At 65.6% G+C, this 18,092-nt stretch carries 14 protein-coding genes; 3 read left to right on the forward strand and 11 right to left on the reverse strand.

What is annotated here, in order from left to right; genetic code table 11:
- Positions 1-30 precede the first annotated feature (30 nt).
- From CV023_RS10070 to CV023_RS10115, 10 genes are all read right to left on the reverse strand, one after another.
- Complete coding sequence (locus CV023_RS10070; RefSeq protein ID WP_230745412.1) at positions 31-798, reverse strand: SDR family NAD(P)-dependent oxidoreductase; 768 nt, start codon at positions 796-798, stop codon at positions 31-33.
- Between the two features lie 83 nt (positions 799-881).
- The gene (locus tag CV023_RS10075; protein ID WP_230745413.1) at positions 882-2,384 is read right to left on the reverse strand and encodes a TRAP transporter large permease; all 1,503 of its coding nucleotides are present in this window, start codon (positions 2,382-2,384) and stop codon (positions 882-884) included.
- The gene (locus tag CV023_RS10080; RefSeq protein ID WP_230745414.1) at positions 2,381-2,914 is read right to left on the reverse strand and encodes a TRAP transporter small permease; all 534 of its coding nucleotides are present in this window, start codon (positions 2,912-2,914) and stop codon (positions 2,381-2,383) included. The genes CV023_RS10075 and CV023_RS10080 overlap by 4 nt, the downstream gene beginning before the upstream one ends.
- Before the next feature lies 1 nt (position 2,915).
- On the reverse strand, positions 2,916-3,968 hold the full coding sequence (locus CV023_RS10085; RefSeq protein ID WP_230745416.1) for a DctP family TRAP transporter solute-binding subunit: 1,053 nt from the start codon (positions 3,966-3,968) through the stop codon (positions 2,916-2,918).
- 46 nt (positions 3,969-4,014) lie between these two features.
- Positions 4,015-4,857 (reverse strand): SDR family NAD(P)-dependent oxidoreductase, encoded by an 843-nt coding sequence (locus tag CV023_RS10090; protein ID WP_230745418.1) that lies wholly within the window; start codon positions 4,855-4,857, stop codon positions 4,015-4,017.
- Entirely contained in the window at positions 4,854-6,491 is a 1,638-nt protein-coding gene (locus CV023_RS10095; RefSeq protein ID WP_230745420.1) for an AMP-binding protein, read from the reverse strand. Before CV023_RS10095 ends, CV023_RS10090 begins: the two co-directional genes overlap by 4 nt.
- Complete coding sequence (locus tag CV023_RS10100; protein ID WP_230745422.1) at positions 6,491-7,654, reverse strand: acetyl-CoA acetyltransferase; 1,164 nt, start codon at positions 7,652-7,654, stop codon at positions 6,491-6,493. Before CV023_RS10100 ends, CV023_RS10095 begins: the two co-directional genes overlap by 1 nt.
- A gap of 303 nt (positions 7,655-7,957) precedes the next feature.
- The gene (locus tag CV023_RS10105) at positions 7,958-10,522 is read right to left on the reverse strand and encodes a GcvT family protein (protein WP_230745423.1); all 2,565 of its coding nucleotides are present in this window, start codon (positions 10,520-10,522) and stop codon (positions 7,958-7,960) included.
- 109 nt (positions 10,523-10,631) lie between these two features.
- Positions 10,632-12,110 (reverse strand): flavin reductase family protein, encoded by a 1,479-nt coding sequence (locus tag CV023_RS10110; protein ID WP_230745424.1) that lies wholly within the window; start codon positions 12,108-12,110, stop codon positions 10,632-10,634.
- Positions 12,107-13,357 (reverse strand): aromatic ring-hydroxylating oxygenase subunit alpha, encoded by a 1,251-nt coding sequence (locus tag CV023_RS10115; RefSeq protein WP_230745860.1) that lies wholly within the window; start codon positions 13,355-13,357, stop codon positions 12,107-12,109. The genes CV023_RS10110 and CV023_RS10115 overlap by 4 nt, the downstream gene beginning before the upstream one ends.
- A gap of 161 nt (positions 13,358-13,518) precedes the next feature.
- On the opposite strand from CV023_RS10115, the gene CV023_RS10120 reads away from it, so the two are divergent.
- The 3 genes from CV023_RS10120 to CV023_RS10130 all read left to right on the forward strand — a co-directional run bounded on the left by CV023_RS10120 (position 13,519) and on the right by CV023_RS10130 (position 16,976).
- Positions 13,519-14,484, forward strand: a complete 966-nt coding sequence (locus CV023_RS10120; RefSeq protein ID WP_230745425.1) for a LysR family transcriptional regulator — start codon at positions 13,519-13,521, stop codon at positions 14,482-14,484.
- A gap of 234 nt (positions 14,485-14,718) precedes the next feature.
- Positions 14,719-15,933 carry a formaldehyde dehydrogenase, glutathione-independent gene (gene fdhA / locus CV023_RS10125; RefSeq protein WP_230745426.1) on the forward strand — a complete coding sequence of 405 codons (1,215 nt, stop codon included), beginning with the start codon at positions 14,719-14,721 and terminating at the stop codon, positions 15,931-15,933.
- 335 nt (positions 15,934-16,268) lie between these two features.
- Positions 16,269-16,976, forward strand: a complete 708-nt coding sequence (locus tag CV023_RS10130) for a GntR family transcriptional regulator (protein WP_230745427.1) — start codon at positions 16,269-16,271, stop codon at positions 16,974-16,976.
- A gap of 36 nt (positions 16,977-17,012) precedes the next feature.
- On the opposite strand, the gene CV023_RS10135 is transcribed toward CV023_RS10130, so the two are convergent.
- Positions 17,013-18,059 carry an LLM class flavin-dependent oxidoreductase gene (locus tag CV023_RS10135; protein ID WP_230745428.1) on the reverse strand — a complete coding sequence of 349 codons (1,047 nt, stop codon included), beginning with the start codon at positions 18,057-18,059 and terminating at the stop codon, positions 17,013-17,015.
- Positions 18,060-18,092 lie beyond the last annotated feature (33 nt).

An 18,092-nucleotide genomic window follows, 5' to 3' on the forward strand; every position in this document is an offset into this window, starting at 1 on the left:
CACTGACCAGACTCACGACGCTGGCCGCCCTCAGGACATCACTGCCCCGCCGTCGATGCGGAGGATCTGCCCGGTCGTGAACGACGCACCCGGGCTGGCCAGGTAGGCGACCGCCTCGGCGATCTCGCTCGGCGTTCCCATCCGGTCGATGGCCTGGCCCGAAGTGTCGTAGGACTGACCGACGGTGAGGGCGGATTCCACCGGGCCTGGTGCCACCGAATTGCAGCGGATGCCCCGGCGGCCGTATTCCTTCGCCACCCATTTGGTCAGGGCGATGATTCCGCCCTTGCTCGCGGCATAGGCGGGTCCGGACCGGGCTCCCGCATCACCCTCGGACACGGCACCGCCGTTGATTCCCGAGATCGAGGAGATGTTGATGATCGCGCCCGCTTGAGCATCGAGCATATGCGGATGCACGGCGGCCTTGATGAAGTTGAAGGTCCCGCCGAGGTTGGTGTCGAGGTCACGCTGCCACTGCTCGGCCGTGATCTCGTCGATGCCGATGCGCGCCGCCGTGCCGGCATTGTTGACGAGCACATCGATGCTTCCGAATTCCGCCACGAAAGAGGCGACGGCCCCGGTGACCGCCTCGGCGTCTCTGACATCGAGTTCGTAGCCGGCGAACGATTGGTTCGGGAACTGTGCGGTCAGGCTCTCGGCCGCAGCCTCGGCGCCTTTGAGGTCGACGATGCCGACCGAGGCGCCGCGAACCGCCAGCGCCGAGGCGATGGCCAGACCGATGCCCTGGGCAGCACCCGTGACGAGGACCGAGGTGTTCGCAAGCAGATAGGGTTCCATGATTCTCCTGATCGAGATTGTAGGGCGGGTCGGGTGGTAATCGTGATGACCCGAAATCGGATAGGGGTCGGGGCGGGCGTCGCCTACCCCACGCCGAGGATGTCAGGCAGCCAGTTCGAGATCGCCGGAATATAGGTGATGAGCAGCAGGGCGATGATCGCGCAGATGAGGAACGGCAGGATTCCCCGCACGACATCTTCGAGCCTCGCCTTTCCGATCCCGGCACCCACATAGAGGTTGAGCCCCACCGGTGGAGTGAACAGGCCGATGGCGAGGTTGACGGTCATGAATACGCCGATCGTCGTCATGTCCACCCCGACGCCGATCAGAATGGGCACGAGGATCGGAATGAAGAGGTAGAAGGCGCTGATCGCGTCGACGAATGCTCCGACGATGAGGAGGATGATCGTGATCACCGCGAGGATGACGAACTTGTTGTCGGTGACTCCGAGTACCGCCGTCGACACCCGGTCGGCCACGCCTTCGACGGTGATGACATAGGAGAACAGGCTGGCCACCCCGACGATGAACATGATCACCGCGGTCGAGACACCTGACTCGAGGAACACCTTCGGCAGATCGGTCCACTTGAGTTCGCGGTAGACGAAGATGCCGACGGCCAGCGCGAACACGGAGGCCACGGCACCCGCCTCGGTGGGTGTGAAGATCCCGCCGTAGATGCCGCCGAGGATGATGACGGGAATGAGCAGACCCGGGATCGCCTTGACCAGCAGACTGAGGAATTCAGCGAGTCCCCCGTTCGGGTCGACGGTGTCCGTCGGAGCCGGGACCGGCCCGTCACCGCTGCCGACGCCACTGCTGCTGCCGGGGTGAGCTGTGCCGCCCGGTCCCGCCGAGGTGAGGGTCCGTGTCCCGGACGTCCCCGCCGAGGCGGTCGCCCCGGCCGACGCTGCGTTCGCCTCGGCGCCGGTGGTCTCCGACCGCGACCCGCGCCCGGACTTCACCGGCAGACCGGCCAGGTCACGGACCCGGGGCACGAAGAAGGCGGCGATGAAGAACGCCGCAGCCATGATGATGCCCGGCACGATGCCGGCGATGAAGAGCCGCGAGATCGAGATCGACCCGTATTCGGAGGCGACGACGGCGAAGATGATGAACGCGATCGACGGCGGCACCACGATGCCCATCGAACCGGAGGCGGCGACGAGGGAGATGGCGTGCTTCTTCGCATAGCCGTTGCGGACCAGCGCCGGGATGAGGATCGCACCGATCGCGGCCACCGTGGCCGGCCCCGATCCGGAGATGGCGGAGAAGAAGAAGGCGGAGATGATCGTCACCGCCGCCAGACCGTGGCTGAATCGTCCGAAGACGATGAAGGCGAGGTCGATGAGTCGCTGCGAGATGCCGGTGTACTGCATGATGATGCCCGCGAGGACGAAGAACGGGATCGCGAGCAGGGTGCCCGAACTCATCGACGGGAACATGACCGAGGGCACGACGTCGAGCACCTGCAGCCCGTCGGTGGTGATGAGCACGGTGACTGCGGACAGCCCGAGGGAGAACGCCACCGGGATGCCGAGGGCGAGGAACAGGAAGAAGCTTCCGAACAGCAGCAGCTCGATCATGCGCGGTCTCCTTGTTCGTCGATGACCGGTGAGGCCTCCTGTGCAAGCCGCTCAGCGACCGCCTCGGCGGAGGTGTCCTGGTGGAGCGATTCTCGGGCGGCCTGGATGCTGCGGATGATTCCGAGCAGCCCGGCCAGCGGAATCGAGAGGGTGAACAGCCACTGCGGGATGCCCAGCGACGGCGTCGCCCGCCCGCGGATCGCCTGATTGATCATCATCTCCCCGCCCCAGATGAGCAGCACGGCGAGGAAGACGATCATCAGCGCAGTGCTGACCAGGATCAGGGTGCGTCGAGTCGTGGCCTTCGCATTCTCCACCAGGTAGGTGAAGCCCAGATGCGCGCCGAGGCGGATTCCGACGACCGCTCCCATCATCGTGAGGACGACGAGGAGGTTGATCGTGATCTCCTCGGTGAAGGCCAGCGAGGACTGGAAGATGTAGCGGGAGAGGACATTGATAAAGGTGACGATGACGATCACCATGAACGACAGGATCACGACCCAGTCTTCGAACCATCTGACGATTCTCATCTCAGAGTCCTTCCGGAATGAATGCCCGGGACATGTCATCGCCCCAGACCTTGCGGTATTCGCTGTAGATAGGTTTGAGAGCCTCGCGGAACTCATCCTTCTCCGCATCGCTGAGTTCGTTGACCTCCATGCCGGCGGCTTCGAGCTCCTCGATGAGCTTCGCTTCCCCGTCACGGTTCTTCTGGATCTGGAACTCATTGGCATCCGCGGCCAACCGACCGACGAGATCCTGATCCTCCTGACCGAGAGAATCGAAGAGCTTCTCGTTCATGCCGAGGACCAGCGGGTCGTAGGAGTAGTTCCAGAGCGTGAGGTAGGGCTGGACCTCCTGGAGGTTGGAGGAGTAGATGACGTCGATCGGGTTCTCCTGCCCGTCGATGGCCCCCTGCTGCAGCGCGGTGAAGACCTCACCGAAGGGCATCGTCGTCGGGTTGGCGCCGAGGGTCCGATAGAGATCGGTGTAGAGACCGAATCCGGGGATGCGGAACTTCAGCCCGTGCAGATCTTCCGGAGTGTGGATGGGGCGGTGCGTGTTCGTCAGCTGTCGCATCCCCGATTCCCCGAAGCCGAGGAGGTGGACGCCGCGTTCGGACAGGTAGTCGGCATAGACTTGGCCGCCCTCACCGGCCAGGGCCTCTTGCCCGTCCTCGACGGAATCGAAGATGAACGGAGCGGTGACCGTGCCGAAGCGCGGGTCGACGCCGGCGTAGATGATCGGCGAGTTGTACGAGAAGTCCTTCGCCCCATCCATGAGCTGCTCGACTCCGGCGGTGGCCTCACCGGCGGAGAGGCGTTCGCTGACGAATACCTTGAGAGTGATCCGGCCGTCGGTCTCCTTCTCGAGGTCGGCGGCGAACTTCTCAGCGGCGAGGTACCACGTGCTCGTCGAGCCCGTAGTCACGGTCATCTTCCACCGATACCGCTGTTTGCCTTCATCGGTGGTGCCGAAATTCGTCCCGCACCCGCTCAGGGCCAGGACCAGAGCCATCAGCGCGGCCAAACAGCCGAGCACAGCTCTCTTCGTCATCGTCGTCGGCACCATTGCCTCCTTCATTCTTCTCTTATCGTCGTGTCACATCAGCGTGCGGTCGTCGGCACATTCACCGTTTCGGCAGACCCGCATAGTGGGTCAGTCCCCCATCGACCGGGATCAGGGTGGAATTGATGTAGGCCGCATCGTCGGAGGCGAGGAACACCGCGAGACGTGCAATGTCCTCGGGCCTGCCCATCGTTCCGGTCGGCGAGAGCGCATTGCGTTCGGCGAGCATCTCCTCGACCGAGCCGTAGTGGCCGCTGATCGAATTGTGGATGAGCGGGGTCTCGATCAGTCCCGGGGCGATCGAGTTCGCACGGATTCCCTCCGCGGCATGCTGGGCTCCGATCACCTTCGTCAGCTCGATGAGGCCGGCCTTCGACGCCGCATAGGCGGGATAGTCATAGCCCATATAACGCATGCCGCCGACCGAGGAGACGGTGATGATCGAGCCTCCACCGGCCCGCCGCATGTACGGCAGCGCCTGCTTCATCGCGGCGAACGCCCCGGTGAGGTTGATGTCGAGGGCCTTGGCGAAGGCCGCCGTCTCCAGGGAGTCGAGTCCGCCGTTGACGACGATGCCGACGTTGTAGTGGAGCACCGTGGGTTCCCCGAGGGTCCGCGCGCAGTGGTCGAAGGCCGCGGCCAGGGAGTCCTCATCCGCGACGTCGGCGACGGCCGTGGTCACCCGTGATTCCACGTCGCTTGCCTCGCCGAGGCTGTCCGACGTCACCTTCGCCTCGCGTACCACCGCACGTGCGTGCTCGAGAGCCGTGGGGTCGCGGTCGACGATGCACACCTTCGCATCGGCGGCCAGGAATGCCTGTGCTGCGGCGAACCCGTTGTTGATCTGCCCGTCGGGTGTTCCGCAGCCGATGGCCATGATGACCTTGCCGTGCAGATCGCTCATCGTGCGCTCCCTCTGCCTGCCGAGTATTCGGTCTTGAGTTCCTTGCGGGCGATCTTGCCATAGGCGGTCACCGGCATCTCTTCGACGAAGTGGATCTCCTTGGGCACCTTGTAGGCCGCCAGCGTCGATTTGCACAGGGTGCGCAGCCGCTCGCTCGCAGCGTCGCCGGCTGCCGCATCCGGGACGGCACCGGTCGGCTCGACGATGGCGATGCCGATCTCTCCCCACTGCGGATCGGGCACGCCGACGACGACGGCCTGGGCCACCTCGGCGTCGGTGAGAAGGAGCTCTTCGATCTCGCGCGGGTAGACGTTCGACCCGCCGGAGATGTACATGTCGGACTTCCGGCCGGTGAGGAACAGAAATCCCCGCTCGTCGAGGTAGCCGACGTCACCGGTGTGGAAGACGCCGCCCGCGAAGGATTCGGCGTTGGCATCGGGCCGGCCGAGATAGCCGGCGCAGACGGTGGGTCCGGCCACGCAGACCTCGCCCTGCTCACCGGGTGCCAGTTCGTAACCGGCTTCGTCGAGGATGACGATCTCGACTCCGGTGCGGGCGCGCCCGCAGGTGCCGATGCCGGCGGAGTCGACCGGGATCCGTCCGTGCTCCTCGGGCCGCAGCACCGTGATCGCTCCGGTCACCTCTGCGAGCCCGAAATACTGGACGAGGCAGGGGCCGAGCCGCTCGAGCGCTCGGGCCTGATCTGCGGCAAGCATCGGGGCTCCGGCGTAGACGACCCGGTTGAGGGAGTGGTCGTTCGGCCCGCGATCGGCCGGGTAGCCTGCGACGATGCGGTTGAGGATGGTCGGCACGGTGAAGGCGTTCGTGATCCCGTATCCGTCGATCGAGGTCCACAGTGTGCTCGGGTCGACCTTGCCGCCGGGGTGGATGACCGAGGGCGTGCCGCCGAAGACCTGCGCGAGCATATGGATGCCGGCTCCGTGGGAGAGCGGGGCGAGGACAAGGGATGCTCCGTGCTCATCCTCTGTGGGGAAGAGATCGTAGCGATGGTTCGAAAGCACCGCGCCGAGGTGGCGGTGCGTGAATGTCGCGGCCTTGGGTTTGCCGGTGGAGCCGGAGGTGAAGAAGTACCAGCAGGGGTCGTCCTCTTCGACCGCGAAGTCGCCGGTCTTTGTCTCGGCCGAGGCCCCGTCCTCGGTGGCGGCGGCGGTCTCGGGCAGCTCGCCGATCCAGAGCACGCTTCCGGTGAAACCATTGCGCCGCAGAGCCTCGACGAATTCCTGATGAGAGTGATCGACGATGATGGCCGCGGGAGCGACGTCGGCGCTGATGTTCAGCAGCTCTTCGGTCGACAGGGCCGCGTTCGGTGGGGCGATGACGGCGCCGGCGCGGATGATGCCCCAGAAGGACTGGATCACCTCGGCGTGGTTGGCGGAGACGAGGAGGACTGTGTCGCGTCGGCCGACGCCACTGGTCTGCAGGGTGCGGGCGAGGGCTTCGGCCCGGTCGTCGAGGTCCTTCCAGGTCCAGCGTTGACCGTGGTCGTCGTCGATGACCGCGGTGTGCTCGGGGATCCGGCGGGCGGTCTGGGTGAGGAAGCGGGAGACGTTGACGCCGCGGCGCGGGGTCGGGGTGAAGTCCTTGGCCGGCGAGGCTTGCGAGATGGCCCGCATCAGCGTGCACGCTCGAGGATCGAGGCGAAGTTGGAGACGGCGGCACCGCCCATGTTGAACACTCCTGCGAGTTCGGGCGACTCGATCTGGATTCCGGGTGAGCGGCCGGTGAGCTGGGCGGCGGCGAGCGCGTGCATAGAGACTCCGGTGGCGCCGATGGGGTGGCCTTTGGCTTTGAGCCCGCCCGAGGGATTGACCGGGAGTCTGCCGTCTGCGGCGGTGGTGCCGTCGTCGAGGAGGCGATGGCCCTGACCGGGTTCGGCCAGGCCGAAGGCCTCGTATTCGAGGAGTTCGGCGATGGTGAAGCAGTCGTGGGTCTCGAGGAAGTCGAGTTCGGTGATGCCGATGCCTGCTTGTTTCAGGGCCTGAGTCATGGCACGGCGAGCTCCCGCGAATTCCAGAGGATCGCGTCGGGACAGGGGCAGAACGTCGTTGGCGTTGCCCATGCCGCGCCAGGTCACGGCCCGGGGAGCGAAGGCGGCGACATCCTCGGCGGCCATGACGAGGGCGACCGCTCCGTCGGAGACCATCGAGCAGTCGGTGCGGCGCAGGGGTTCGGCGACGTAGGGGTTCTTCTCCGAGACCGCATTGCAGAAGTCGAAGCCGAGGTCGCGCTGCATGTGGGCGAGTGGGTTGTGTGAGCCGTTGGCGTGGTTCTTCGCGGCGATTCGGGCGAGGGTCTCCGAGTGGTCGCCGTAGCGGTCGAAGTACTGCCTGGCGATCTCTCCGAAGACTCCGGCGAAGGATTTGAAGTGCTCTTCCTCTTCCCGGTAGCTGGCGGTCAGGAGGACTTCGTTGACGTCGTGGCCGGAGACGTGGGTCATGCGTTCGGCACCGATGACCAAGGCGGTCCGGTGCCGGCCGGCGGCGATGGAGTCGTGGGCGGCGAAGACCGCGGTGGAACCGGTGGCGCAGGCGTTCTCATGTCGGTGCGCCGGGGTGAGGGAGAGTTCGCGGAAGACGGTGCCGGGGAGTGCGGCCTCGAAGCCCTGCGTGGACAGTCCGTTGTTGTAGACGCCGACGTGGATGACGTCGATGTCGGATGGTTCGAGGCCCGCCTCGGCGATGGCCTCACGGGCGACATCGGCCATCATCTGAGGAAGCGGCGCTTCGGATCGACCGAACTTTCCGTGGGACCAGCCGATGATCGCAGGCTTGGGCATGGACACTCCTTCGGGTCCCCCACACCGGGGTGGGAAGGTCGACAGTAACTCTTGCTGTCATCCTGTCGGCGGTCCCAGTCAGCGGTCAACGCAGATCCACGATATGGAACGAATGTGGAGACGAGCGCGCGCCGAGCGCTCATTGCCACAGGCCCCGAGCGGAGGCAGGTTGACCGCCCTCGCGAATCCCAGGTCGCCTCAATCAACGCGGAGCTTGAAAAAGTCGTCACTGGTGACGACTTTTTCAAGCTCCGCGTTGCCGAACGGCGTGGAAGCGCCGTCGGGGTGTCGGAACCGCCGCTCCTAGCCCTTCAGCCGGGTCATCTCCGGGTCGAAGAGGGGTTCGGCGGTGACGGTTGCCGGCAGGCGACGTCCCAGATATTCGATCTCGACCGAGTCACCGACGGTCAGGGTGTTCGGCAGCCAGGCGTAGGCGATGGACTTCCCGATCGAGTATCCATAGGCCGCCGAGGTGACGTAGCCGTCGGCCTTGCCTGTTCCCTCCCCGACGCCGCCGGCTCCTCCCGCCGAGGCGGCCCCGGGCTCAGTTCCGCGCCCGCCAGCGACCACGTACACCGGTTCCTTGCCGAGCACGACGTCCGAGGGCACGTCCAAGGTCAGACAGGTCAGCTTCTTCGTGACCGCAGCTGCCCGGTCGGCCAGCGCAGCCTTGCCGATGAAGTCATCGGTCTTCGAAGCCTTGACCGCGAATCCCAATCCAGCCTGGACAGGCTCGTGTTCGCTGGTCATGTCCGTGCCGAAGGACCGGAACCCCTTCTCCAAGCGCATCGAGTTGAATGCCTCGCGGCCGCCGGCGATGATGCCGAATTCCTGCCCGGCTTCCCACAGCACATCCCAGAGCCTGGAGCCGAGATCCGCCGAGGTGTAGATCTCCCACCCGAGCTCACCGACGTAGGACAGGCGCATCGCCGTGACCGGCACGCCCCCGAGGACTGCGGGCTTCGTGCGGAAGTACTTGAGTCCCTCGTCGCTGAAGTCCTCCTCGGTGACCTTGGAGATGACGTCCCTGGCCAGCGGTCCCCACAGGCCGATGCAGCACGTGCCCGGCGTCGTCTCCCGCACGGTCACCCACTTCGAGGAGTCAGCGGCCGATTGGTGCTTCGCCGCCCGGGAGATCGCCGCGAAGTCGATGTTCGAGTTCGCACCCACTTGGTAGGTCTCCTCGTCGAGGATCGCCACGGTGATATCGCTGGTGATGCCGCCGGCCTCATCGAGCAGCAGCGTGTAGCTCACCGCCCCGGGCTTGCGCAGCATCGACGAGGTCGTCATCCCGTGCAGCAGCACCCCGGCGCCGGGGCCGGTGACCTCGAAGCGCTTGAGCTGGGTCATGTCGAACATCGCCACCGAGGTGCGGGTCTTCCAGGCCTCGGCCGCGGCGATCGGCGAATGGAACAGATCCGCCCAGGCGTCGCGTTCGGGTGCCGCCCATTCGGGAGGCATCGCCTCGAGCAGCGCGGCATTCGCCTCGAACCAGTGCGGACGTTCCCACCCGGAAGTCTCGAGGAAGAAGGCTCCCAGCTCCTCCTGCTGCCGGCGGAAGGGACTCGAGCGCACATCACGCGGTGACACGCGTGGCTGCAGCGGGTGGATGACGTCGTAGATCTCGACGAAGTTCTGCTGCGAGGTCTCACTGACGTATTCCGGGGTCGTCTGCACGTCCTCGAACCGGTTGAGGTCGACCCCGGACAGATCGGTCTCGGAACGACCATGGGCGATGAGCTCGGCCACCGCACGGGCGATGCCCGCACCATGGGTGACCCACACCGCCTCGGCGACGAAGAATCCGTCGACCTGCCGCGACTGACCGACCAGGGACCCGCCGTCGGGGGTGAAGGAGAAGATGCCGTTGAAGCCGCGCTGGATCTGCGTCTGCGCGAGTTCGGGCAGCAGCTTCTTCGTCGCCTCCCACTCGGGTGCGAAGTCATCCGGGGTGAAGTCGAGGCTCGAGGGCATCCGTTCGCTCGTGATCTCCTCCGGCGAGTAGCTGCGCAGGGTGTCGAGATCGACGGGCATGGGCCGGTGGGCGTAGGAGCCGATGCCGATCCGCTCGCCCCATTCGCGGTAGTAGAGGTCTTTGTCCTGGTATCGCAGGATCGGCGCCTGCGCACCGGCCGGCTTCTCGTTCTTGCCCAGCAGAGAGGGCACCTCGGTCGTCCAGGCGAACTGGTGGCCCAAGGGCAGCAGCGGGATCGAGGTGCCGACCATCTCACCGATCTTCGGACCCCAGAAACCGGCGCAGGAGACGACGATGTCCGCGGGGATCCGATCTGCACCCGCCATGACCGCGGTGACCTTGCCCCCTGCGGTCTCGATGTCGGTGACGACCGTCCGGTCGCGGAACTCGACTCCGGCGGCTCGTGCCCGTTCGATGACGAGCTGGGTGCCCTTGGCCGCCAACGCCAAGCCGTCGCCGGGAGTCAGCAGGCCGCCGAGGACCATGTCGCGGTCGAGCATGGGAAACAGGCGCAGACACTCATCGGCATCGACCACCTCGGCGTCGACGCCGTAGGACCGGTTCCAACCGGCCCGGCGATGCAGGTCCTGCAGGCGATCCTCCTGGGTCGCGATCTCAAGCCCGCCGACGGGCAGGAAGGAACCGCGCCCGTCGGCGCCCTTGAGCGAGGTCAGCTTCTCGATCGTGTACTGCGCGAATTCGGTCATCGACTTCGAGCCGTTCGAGGAGAACACGAGGCCGGGAGCATGCGAGGTCGACCCGCCGGGGATGTCCAGCGGACCCTGTTCGATGACGAGGGTGTTCGTCCAGCCCAGTTGGGCGAGTTCGTCGGCGAGGTTGGCTCCGACGATGCCGGCTCCGATGATGACGACTCGTGGTGAGGGATTCGGCACGGGTACTCCTTTGTCGGTGGTGCTTCGGTGGTGCTGGTTCTGCTTCGGTGGTGCTGATTCGTGTTCGCTTCGCCCGGGGCCGAGCTGCGAACGCTCGCGGCGAGAAGCCTCAGGCATCGATGACGAGGTCCGATTTCGCAGTCGAGCAGCAGGGAAGGAACTTCCCCGCGTCGATCTCCCGAGCCCGGATGCCGCCCTGATGGTTCATGTCGACGTCTCCTTCGAGCTTGACGACTTTGCAGGAGCCGCACATGCCTTCCTGACAGTTCGCGGGAATCTTCACCCCGGCCTTCCGCGCGGCCTGGAGGACCGTATCGTCCTCCCCGACGCGGACGTTGAGTCCGCTGCGCACGAATGACAGTGTGTGCTCGCCCTCGCCCACTGTAGGCAGAGCGGCGGGATCGACGACGGCGGCTTCGTCATCTGCCGTCGACGCCGGCGCCGAGGCTGTCGCGGCGTCGGTCTCACTGTCGGCTTCGACATCCGTGAATCCCATGACCTCGATCTCGACCTCGTCGTCGACGGGCACGACCGCCTCGGCGTCCACCGCCTCAACCGGCGCACCGACCGCCTCGACGGGGCCGTCGGCATCGTACTCGGGTTCGTACATGTCCAGCGCGGCGGGCTGGGACTCGTAGTACTCCTCGGTCGACGCCGCGATCTCCTCGGCGATCTCACCGGCGATGGCGACCTCTTCGGCGTATTCGGCGCGGATCTGCCTGTCGCCGGAGAAGAACTCCATGAAGATCGACGTGTCGTCGACGCCGAGGGACCGCAGGTAGTCGGTCGCAGCATTGAGGTAGCCCTCGGGACCGCACGCGAAGACCTGACGGCCGTTGGCATCTGGGACGAGTTCGTCGATGAGCTCAGCCGACAGCCGCCCCGTCCGACCTGCCCACCCCGAGTCCGCTGACTGCTCCCGATCGCCGAGGCAGTAGATGACCTTGATCCGGAAGTCCGCCTTCGCGAGGAAGTCCAGCTCCTCGGCGAAGGCGAACCGATCGGGTGCCGAGCCGTGATAGAGGAGGACCACATCGGCCTGGCCGGGCAGGGAATGAACGGTGCGGATCATCGACATCATCGGGGTGATCCCGGCACCGGCCGCCAGGAGGAGGAAGCGCGCCCGCCGATCGTAGTCGGCCAGGTGGAAGGCACCGACGGGACCGAGCATGTCGAGTACCGTGCCCGGCCGGATGTTCTCATGAGCCCACGGGGACACCCGGCCCTTCGGGTCGCGCTTGATGGTGATCGAGAACGTCCACGGTTCGGTCGGGGCGCTCGAGATCGAATAGCTGCGCGACACCGGCTCCGCGTCGGGACCGTCGATGGGGAAGTCGATGTTGATGTACTGCCCGGACCGGAAGGCCAACGGAGCCCCGTCCATCCGGCGGAAGACGAAGACCATCATGCCCCCGGCTTCGGGGATCGTCTCCACGCATTCCGCCGAGAACTCCTGCGGATGCCAGGGCCCCAGGGCTGTGGCCGCACCCGCAGGACCGGCGGTGCTGGACAGGACTCGATTCCACGGCATCTCCAGACCCCGGACCCGCTGCGCGAGCGGAACCAGGGGGTCAGCGGAATCCTTCATCCTACATGCTCCCGCATCCGCTGCACGTACCAGCTGATGAAGGCCTCGACCTGATATTCGCTCTTCATGTACGGGCCCTGCTCATAGAACGGGCTCGCAGCCCCCTGCTGGCACAGCTCGACGAATGCCTTGTCCTGGAGGTTCGTCTGCTTCCACGTGTGGGTGAGGGTGTCGAGGTCGTAGTCGACGCCTTCGACCGCATCGTCGGCGACGAGCCAGGTGGTCCGCACAAGGGTCTGGTGCGCGTTGATCGGGAACGCTCCGAAGGTGATGACATGATCGCCGAGGAGGTGGAACCAGGAGTTCGGCTGCAGGTGCATCGAGCACCGGCCGAGGCGGAAGTCGGGCAGGTCGCCGAGGAGCTTCTTCGACAGCCGACGGCCATCGGCCGAGAAGGACTCGCCCTCTCCGTCCAGGGATTCCCGGGAGATGCGGATGCCGGCGATGCGGGTGTCGAGCTCCTCGACCACTTCGTAGGGCAGACCGTAGCGGCGGCACCGGTACTCCAACGCGGCCTGTGCCTGCTGGTTGCGGTCCCACACGTCCTCGAGGTGCGGCGGGATGGTCTCATCGGTCAGACCCCAGGTCGGAAACAGCGAGCACGCGAGCTCCGGATGGCCGTCGCAGTGGTAGCACTCGCGGTTGTTCTCCATCACGAGCTTCCAGTTGCCGTCCTCGATGATGTTCTGCTGGTAGGCGACCTTGGTCTTCTCCAGCTCATGAGGCGCGACGTAGGGTTCGAAGATCTTCGCCGTCTCGTCGAAGTCGGCGGGCGGCTCGTCAGCCAGGCAGAGGAAGACGAGCCCGGCCACGATCTTGCCGTGGGCGCGCTTGAGCGCATAGCAGGACTTGTCGAAGGTCATCTCACCCGGCGCCGAAGCGTGGATGAGGTCGCCGTCGGGCGAATAGGTCCACGAGTGGTATCCGCAGACGAGGTTGCCCGTGGTACCGCTGGTCTCCGTGAGCACTCTGGCCCCGCGGTGGCGGCAGACGTTGTGGAGGATGTTGACCCCGCCGTCGTCGTTGCGCAGCACGACGAGGGAGTACGGACCGTAGTCGAGGGTGATGTAGTCACCGGGTTCGGGGACCTCGGCGACGCTGCAGGCGAACACCCAATGCTGGCCGAAGATGCCCTGCATATCGAGGTTGAAGAGGTGATCATCAGTGTAGAACGGGGCTTCGAGGGAGAAGCCTGTTCTCCTGGTATCGAGGCGGACCCTGATCTCGTCGAGCTTCGATTCGCTGATGCCAGCGGGGAAGCCCTTCTTCGTCGGTGCCAGATTGACTGCCGTCAATTCTCATCTCCCTTGCCAACGAGTGTTGTCCCGCTCACACTATCGAGGCCGACCATGCAGAAAAAGCGCGAGATTCTGTTCGGATCCCTGCGGTATCAGTGCACAATTGATGCATGATCGATCCGCGCATCGTCACCCTCCGCACCTTCGCCGCCTGCGGCACGATCGCGGCCACCGCCGAACTCATGGGCTACTCCCCCTCGGCTGTGTCCGGGCAGCTGCGGGAGCTGCAGCATTCGCTCGGAATGACCCTGTTGGCCAAGGACGGGCGCGGGCTCCGGCTGACCTCGACGGGGCGATACCTGGTCCGGCGCTCCGACGCCCTCATCGCCGAGTGGGAGGACATCCGCGCCGCCTCTCTGCGCGCCGGGGATCAGGAGCCGAAGCACTTCGGCATCGGGGGCTTCTCGACCGCCTCGTCGAACCTGCTCGCGCCGCTTGCCGCCCACCTGCGTGAGACCAGACCGTACGTCGACGTCCACGTCATCGAGGCCAGCCCCGCCCGCTGCTTCGAACTCCTCGTCGCCGAGCGCATCGACCTCGCGGTGATCGTCGCGATGCAGGGCGATGTGCAGGTCGCGGAAGATCCTCGCTTCGAGAAGATCGATCTGCTCGACGATCCGCTCGATGTGATGATGCGCTCGGACCACCGGCTGGCCGACCGGGATTCGGTGTCCCTGGCCGAACTGGCCGGCGAGGACTGGATCAGCGCGAGTCCCGGATCGCCGTATCACGCGATGTTCGCCGCCGCCTTCACTGCGGCAGGGGTGACTCCGACGGTGGCCCATGAGACCGAAGAGTGGGAGACCTCGGCGGCACTCGTCGGCGTCGGGGTCGGGGTCAGCCTGATCCCGCGATTGGCCAGTTCCCTCGGCGAGGCGAACGTGACCCGGGTGCGACTGAGCGGCTCCGGCCGGCTCAGCCGGAAGATCATCGCCGCCGTGCGGGCCGGCAGCCGTGACTCCCCGCTGATCCGGGAATCGCTGACTCACCTGCGGACAACCTCGCGACACATCCTCTCCACTCGCCTCGGCGAGGCAACACTTTCGCACGCACCGGAGGTCCACCTCGGCGACTGAGGTTTTCGATCCTATTGACACATCGTCATCACCCCGGCGAGACTGCTCATACGTCTGAGAACAGACTTCAGCTTCGGGAGCCGTCGACGCTTCCCCGACAATGATCCTCTATGCCGCCGCCTCCGTGGAATCTGCCCTTTTCGCCGACTTCGCGGTCGTCGTCGCACCCGGATCGCACCCCGCCGACGGCCTTTCGAAGCTCGAGACAACTGCCACAGGGATGGAGACTCAACGATGAGCAACAAGGCAATCAGCTATGCAGGTCCCGGAAAGGTCGAGGTCGTCGACATCGACTATCCGGAGTTCGTCCTCAAGGACGGCCCCGGAGTGAATCCAGCCAACGTCGGCCGCAAGGTCGACCACGGCGTCATCCTCAAGACCGTGGCCACGAACATCTGCGGCTCCGACCAGCACATGGTCCGCGGCCGCACCACCGCACCCGAAGGCCTGGTTCTCGGGCACGAGATCACCGGCGAGGTCGTCGAAGTCGGCCGTGACGTAGAATTCACCAAGGTCGGCGACCTCGTCTCCGTGCCGTTCAACATCTCCTGCGGGCGCTGCCGCAACTGCAAAGAGCGGCAGACCGGGATCTGCCTCAACGTCAACCCGGATCGCCCGGGCTCGGCCTACGGATATGTCGACATGGGCGGCTGGGTCGGCGGACAGGCCGAATACGTGCTCGTGCCCTACGCGGACTGGAACGTGCTGAAGTTCCCGGACAAGGATCAGGCGATGGAGAAGATCCTCGACCTGACCATGCTCTCGGACATCTTCCCGACCGGCTTCCACGGGGCCATCGGCGCAGGAGTCACGGTGGGTTCGACGGTCTATGTGGCCGGTGCCGGTCCCGTCGGAATCGCGGCGGCCACCTCGGCGCAGCTGCTCGGTGCGGCCGTCGTCATCGTCGGCGATCTCAACGAGGACCGCCTCGCGCAGGCGCGCGCCTTCGGCTGCGAGACGGTGGATGTGTCCAAGGGCGATCCGAAGGATCAGATCGAGCAGATCCTCGGCGTCCCCGAGGTCGACTGCGGCATCGACGCCGTCGGGTTCGAGGCCCGCGGTCACGGCAAGGACGCCAGCCACGAGGCTCCGGCGACCGTGCTCAACTCGCTCATGGACATCACTCGAGCCGGCGGCAGCCTCGGCATCCCCGGACTCTACGTCACCGGCGATCCGGGAGCTCCCGACGAGGCGGCCAAGGAGGGTTCGCTGTCGATGCGCTTCGGTCTCGGCTTCGCGAAGTCCCACGTCTTCGTCACCGGTCAATGCCCGGTGATGAAGTACCACCGCGGGCTCATGCAGGCGATCCTCCACGACAAGGTCTCGATCGCGAAGAACGTCAATGCCACGCCGATCCGACTCGACGATGCCCCACAGGGCTACGCCGACTTCGACTCGGGAGTCGCGAAGAAGTTCGTCCTCGACCCCCACGGGCTGATCAGCGCCTGATTTCGGCCTGAGGACCGACGGCTCGTCACCGACACACCGGTGGAGCGTCGAGACTAGGGTGTGCACACCCGCGTCTGGACGCTCCACCGGTGTTTCAGCACAGGACACCGAGGTGGCGCCAGCCATTGGCCCGCGGCAGTGTCATCCGCCAACCCGCCGGCCCGCCAAGCGCAGTCTTGCATGGCAATGACCTCGCGCGGCCACTTCACACACCCGCGCACAATCCCCAGCACGAAGGTGCCAAACATTCCGGGATGCAACGAAGTCACCCACTCAGCCACAGTGGCACCAGCAGCCAATTGACCGCCTGATGCATGCAACATACGATCGGAGCTATGAACACTCCCCCAGTCGGACCGCCCGCCACGCTCCTCGAACGCATCCGGACGAAGATCACCAGCGGCGAGCTCGAACCCGGGAACCCGCTCTCGGAAGTCTCTCTGGCTCAGGAGTTCGACGTCAGCCGGACACCGATCCGGGAAGTCCTCAAACAGCTCCAACTCGAGGGGCTCATCGAGATCCGCCCGAAGGTGGGCACCTTCATCCGCGAACCGACCAGGCGCGAGATCGTCGAGCTCTTCCAGCTCAAGGAGGTCCTCGAGGGACTGGCCGCCGCACTCATGGCCAGACGCGGCTCATGCCCCGAACTCGACCAGCTCGAGGCGATCGTCTCCGCCTCGGAGGTCTCCTCGAATGCCGGGGACACCGACACCTACGCCGCGCAGGTCCAGGACTTCCACCAGACTCTGGTCAACGGAGCCGACAACACCAAGCTCGTCGAACAATACGAGCGCCTGATGAACCAGCTCGCCTATTTCCGGCTCGTGCGCAGGACGCTCGAGCACCCCGGGCGTGCCGTGACGTCGAGCGCCGAGCACCGCCACATCCTCACCGTGATCAAGGACAAAGACCCCTTCGAAGCCGAAACGGCGATGCGCGCCCACGTGTTCGCGTCGACCCAGGAACTCCTCGTCCCCCGCACCCGCACAACCCTCTCGCTCGAGCGCGAGGAGCCTGCGGATGACGGGGGACACGAAGACTGAGCACCCTTGAGCACCTCTGGGCACCGCTGAGCGCCCTCAGCTGAACTGCGGAACCACCTCGGCGATGAACAGCTCGAGCGAGGCCTTCTTCTCCTCGAAGCTCAGCGCATTGTCCGACCAGAAGCTGTACTCGTCGTAGCCGAGCTCTTCGTAGTGACGGATCCGCTCGGTCACCTCGGCGGGGGTGCCGATCATCGCAGACTTGTGCAGGGCCTCGAGCTCGAACTCGGGACGGTCGGCGAACTTCTCCTCCGGTGTGGGGTCGAGGAAGCCGTCGACGGGATCCTTCTTCCCGAAGGCCCAGGATGAGAACGTCCGGTAGTACTTGTTCACCCCGGCCGCGCCGACCTTCCAGCCCTCCGAATCCTCCGGCGAGTGCAGGTAGGTGTGGCGCAGCACCATGATCTCGGGGCGCTTCTCGATCTCTGGGTGGGCCGCGACTGCGGTGTTGAACTTGTTCATCAGGTCCTCGACCTCACGGTCGTCCTTCATCAGCGGGGTGACCTGGACATTGCAGCCGTTGGCGACGGCGAAGTCATGGGTCTCGGGACTGCGTGCGGCCAACCAGATCGGCGGCGTCGGGGTCTGCACCGGCTTCGGCACGGCCGTCGAGACCGGGAACTGCCAGTGCTTGCCCTCATGGGCATAGTCACCCTGGAGGAGCTTCTGCATGGCCGGGACGAGTTCGCGCAGCTGCTCCCCGCCGTCGGCGGCGGGCATTCCGCCTGCCAGCCGGTCGAACTCGAACTGATAGGCGCCGCGGGCGATGCCCACCTCGGCGCGGCCGCCGCTGATGACGTCGAGCAGGGCGACCTCTCCGGCCGCCCGCACGGGATGCCAGAACGGGGCGATGATGGTTCCCGAGCCCAGCCGGATCGTCGAGGTCTGGGAAGCCAGGTAGGCCAGCTGCGGCATCGGGCTCGGTGAGGAGACGTACTCCATCGAGTGGTGTTCGCCGATCCAGACGGTGCCGAAGCCGCCGGCCTCGGCGATCTTGACGAGTTCGACGAGATTCTGCCAATGCTGTTCGTGACTGATCGAATCGTCCCAGCGTTCCATGTGCAGGAAGAGTGAAAAGCGCATGATGTACTCCTTTGATCTCAAGCTTTCGTGGTG

It is taken from the genome of Brevibacterium sp. CCUG 69071, assembly GCF_021023135.1.
Classification (GTDB): Bacteria; Actinomycetota; Actinomycetes; order Actinomycetales; family Brevibacteriaceae; genus Brevibacterium.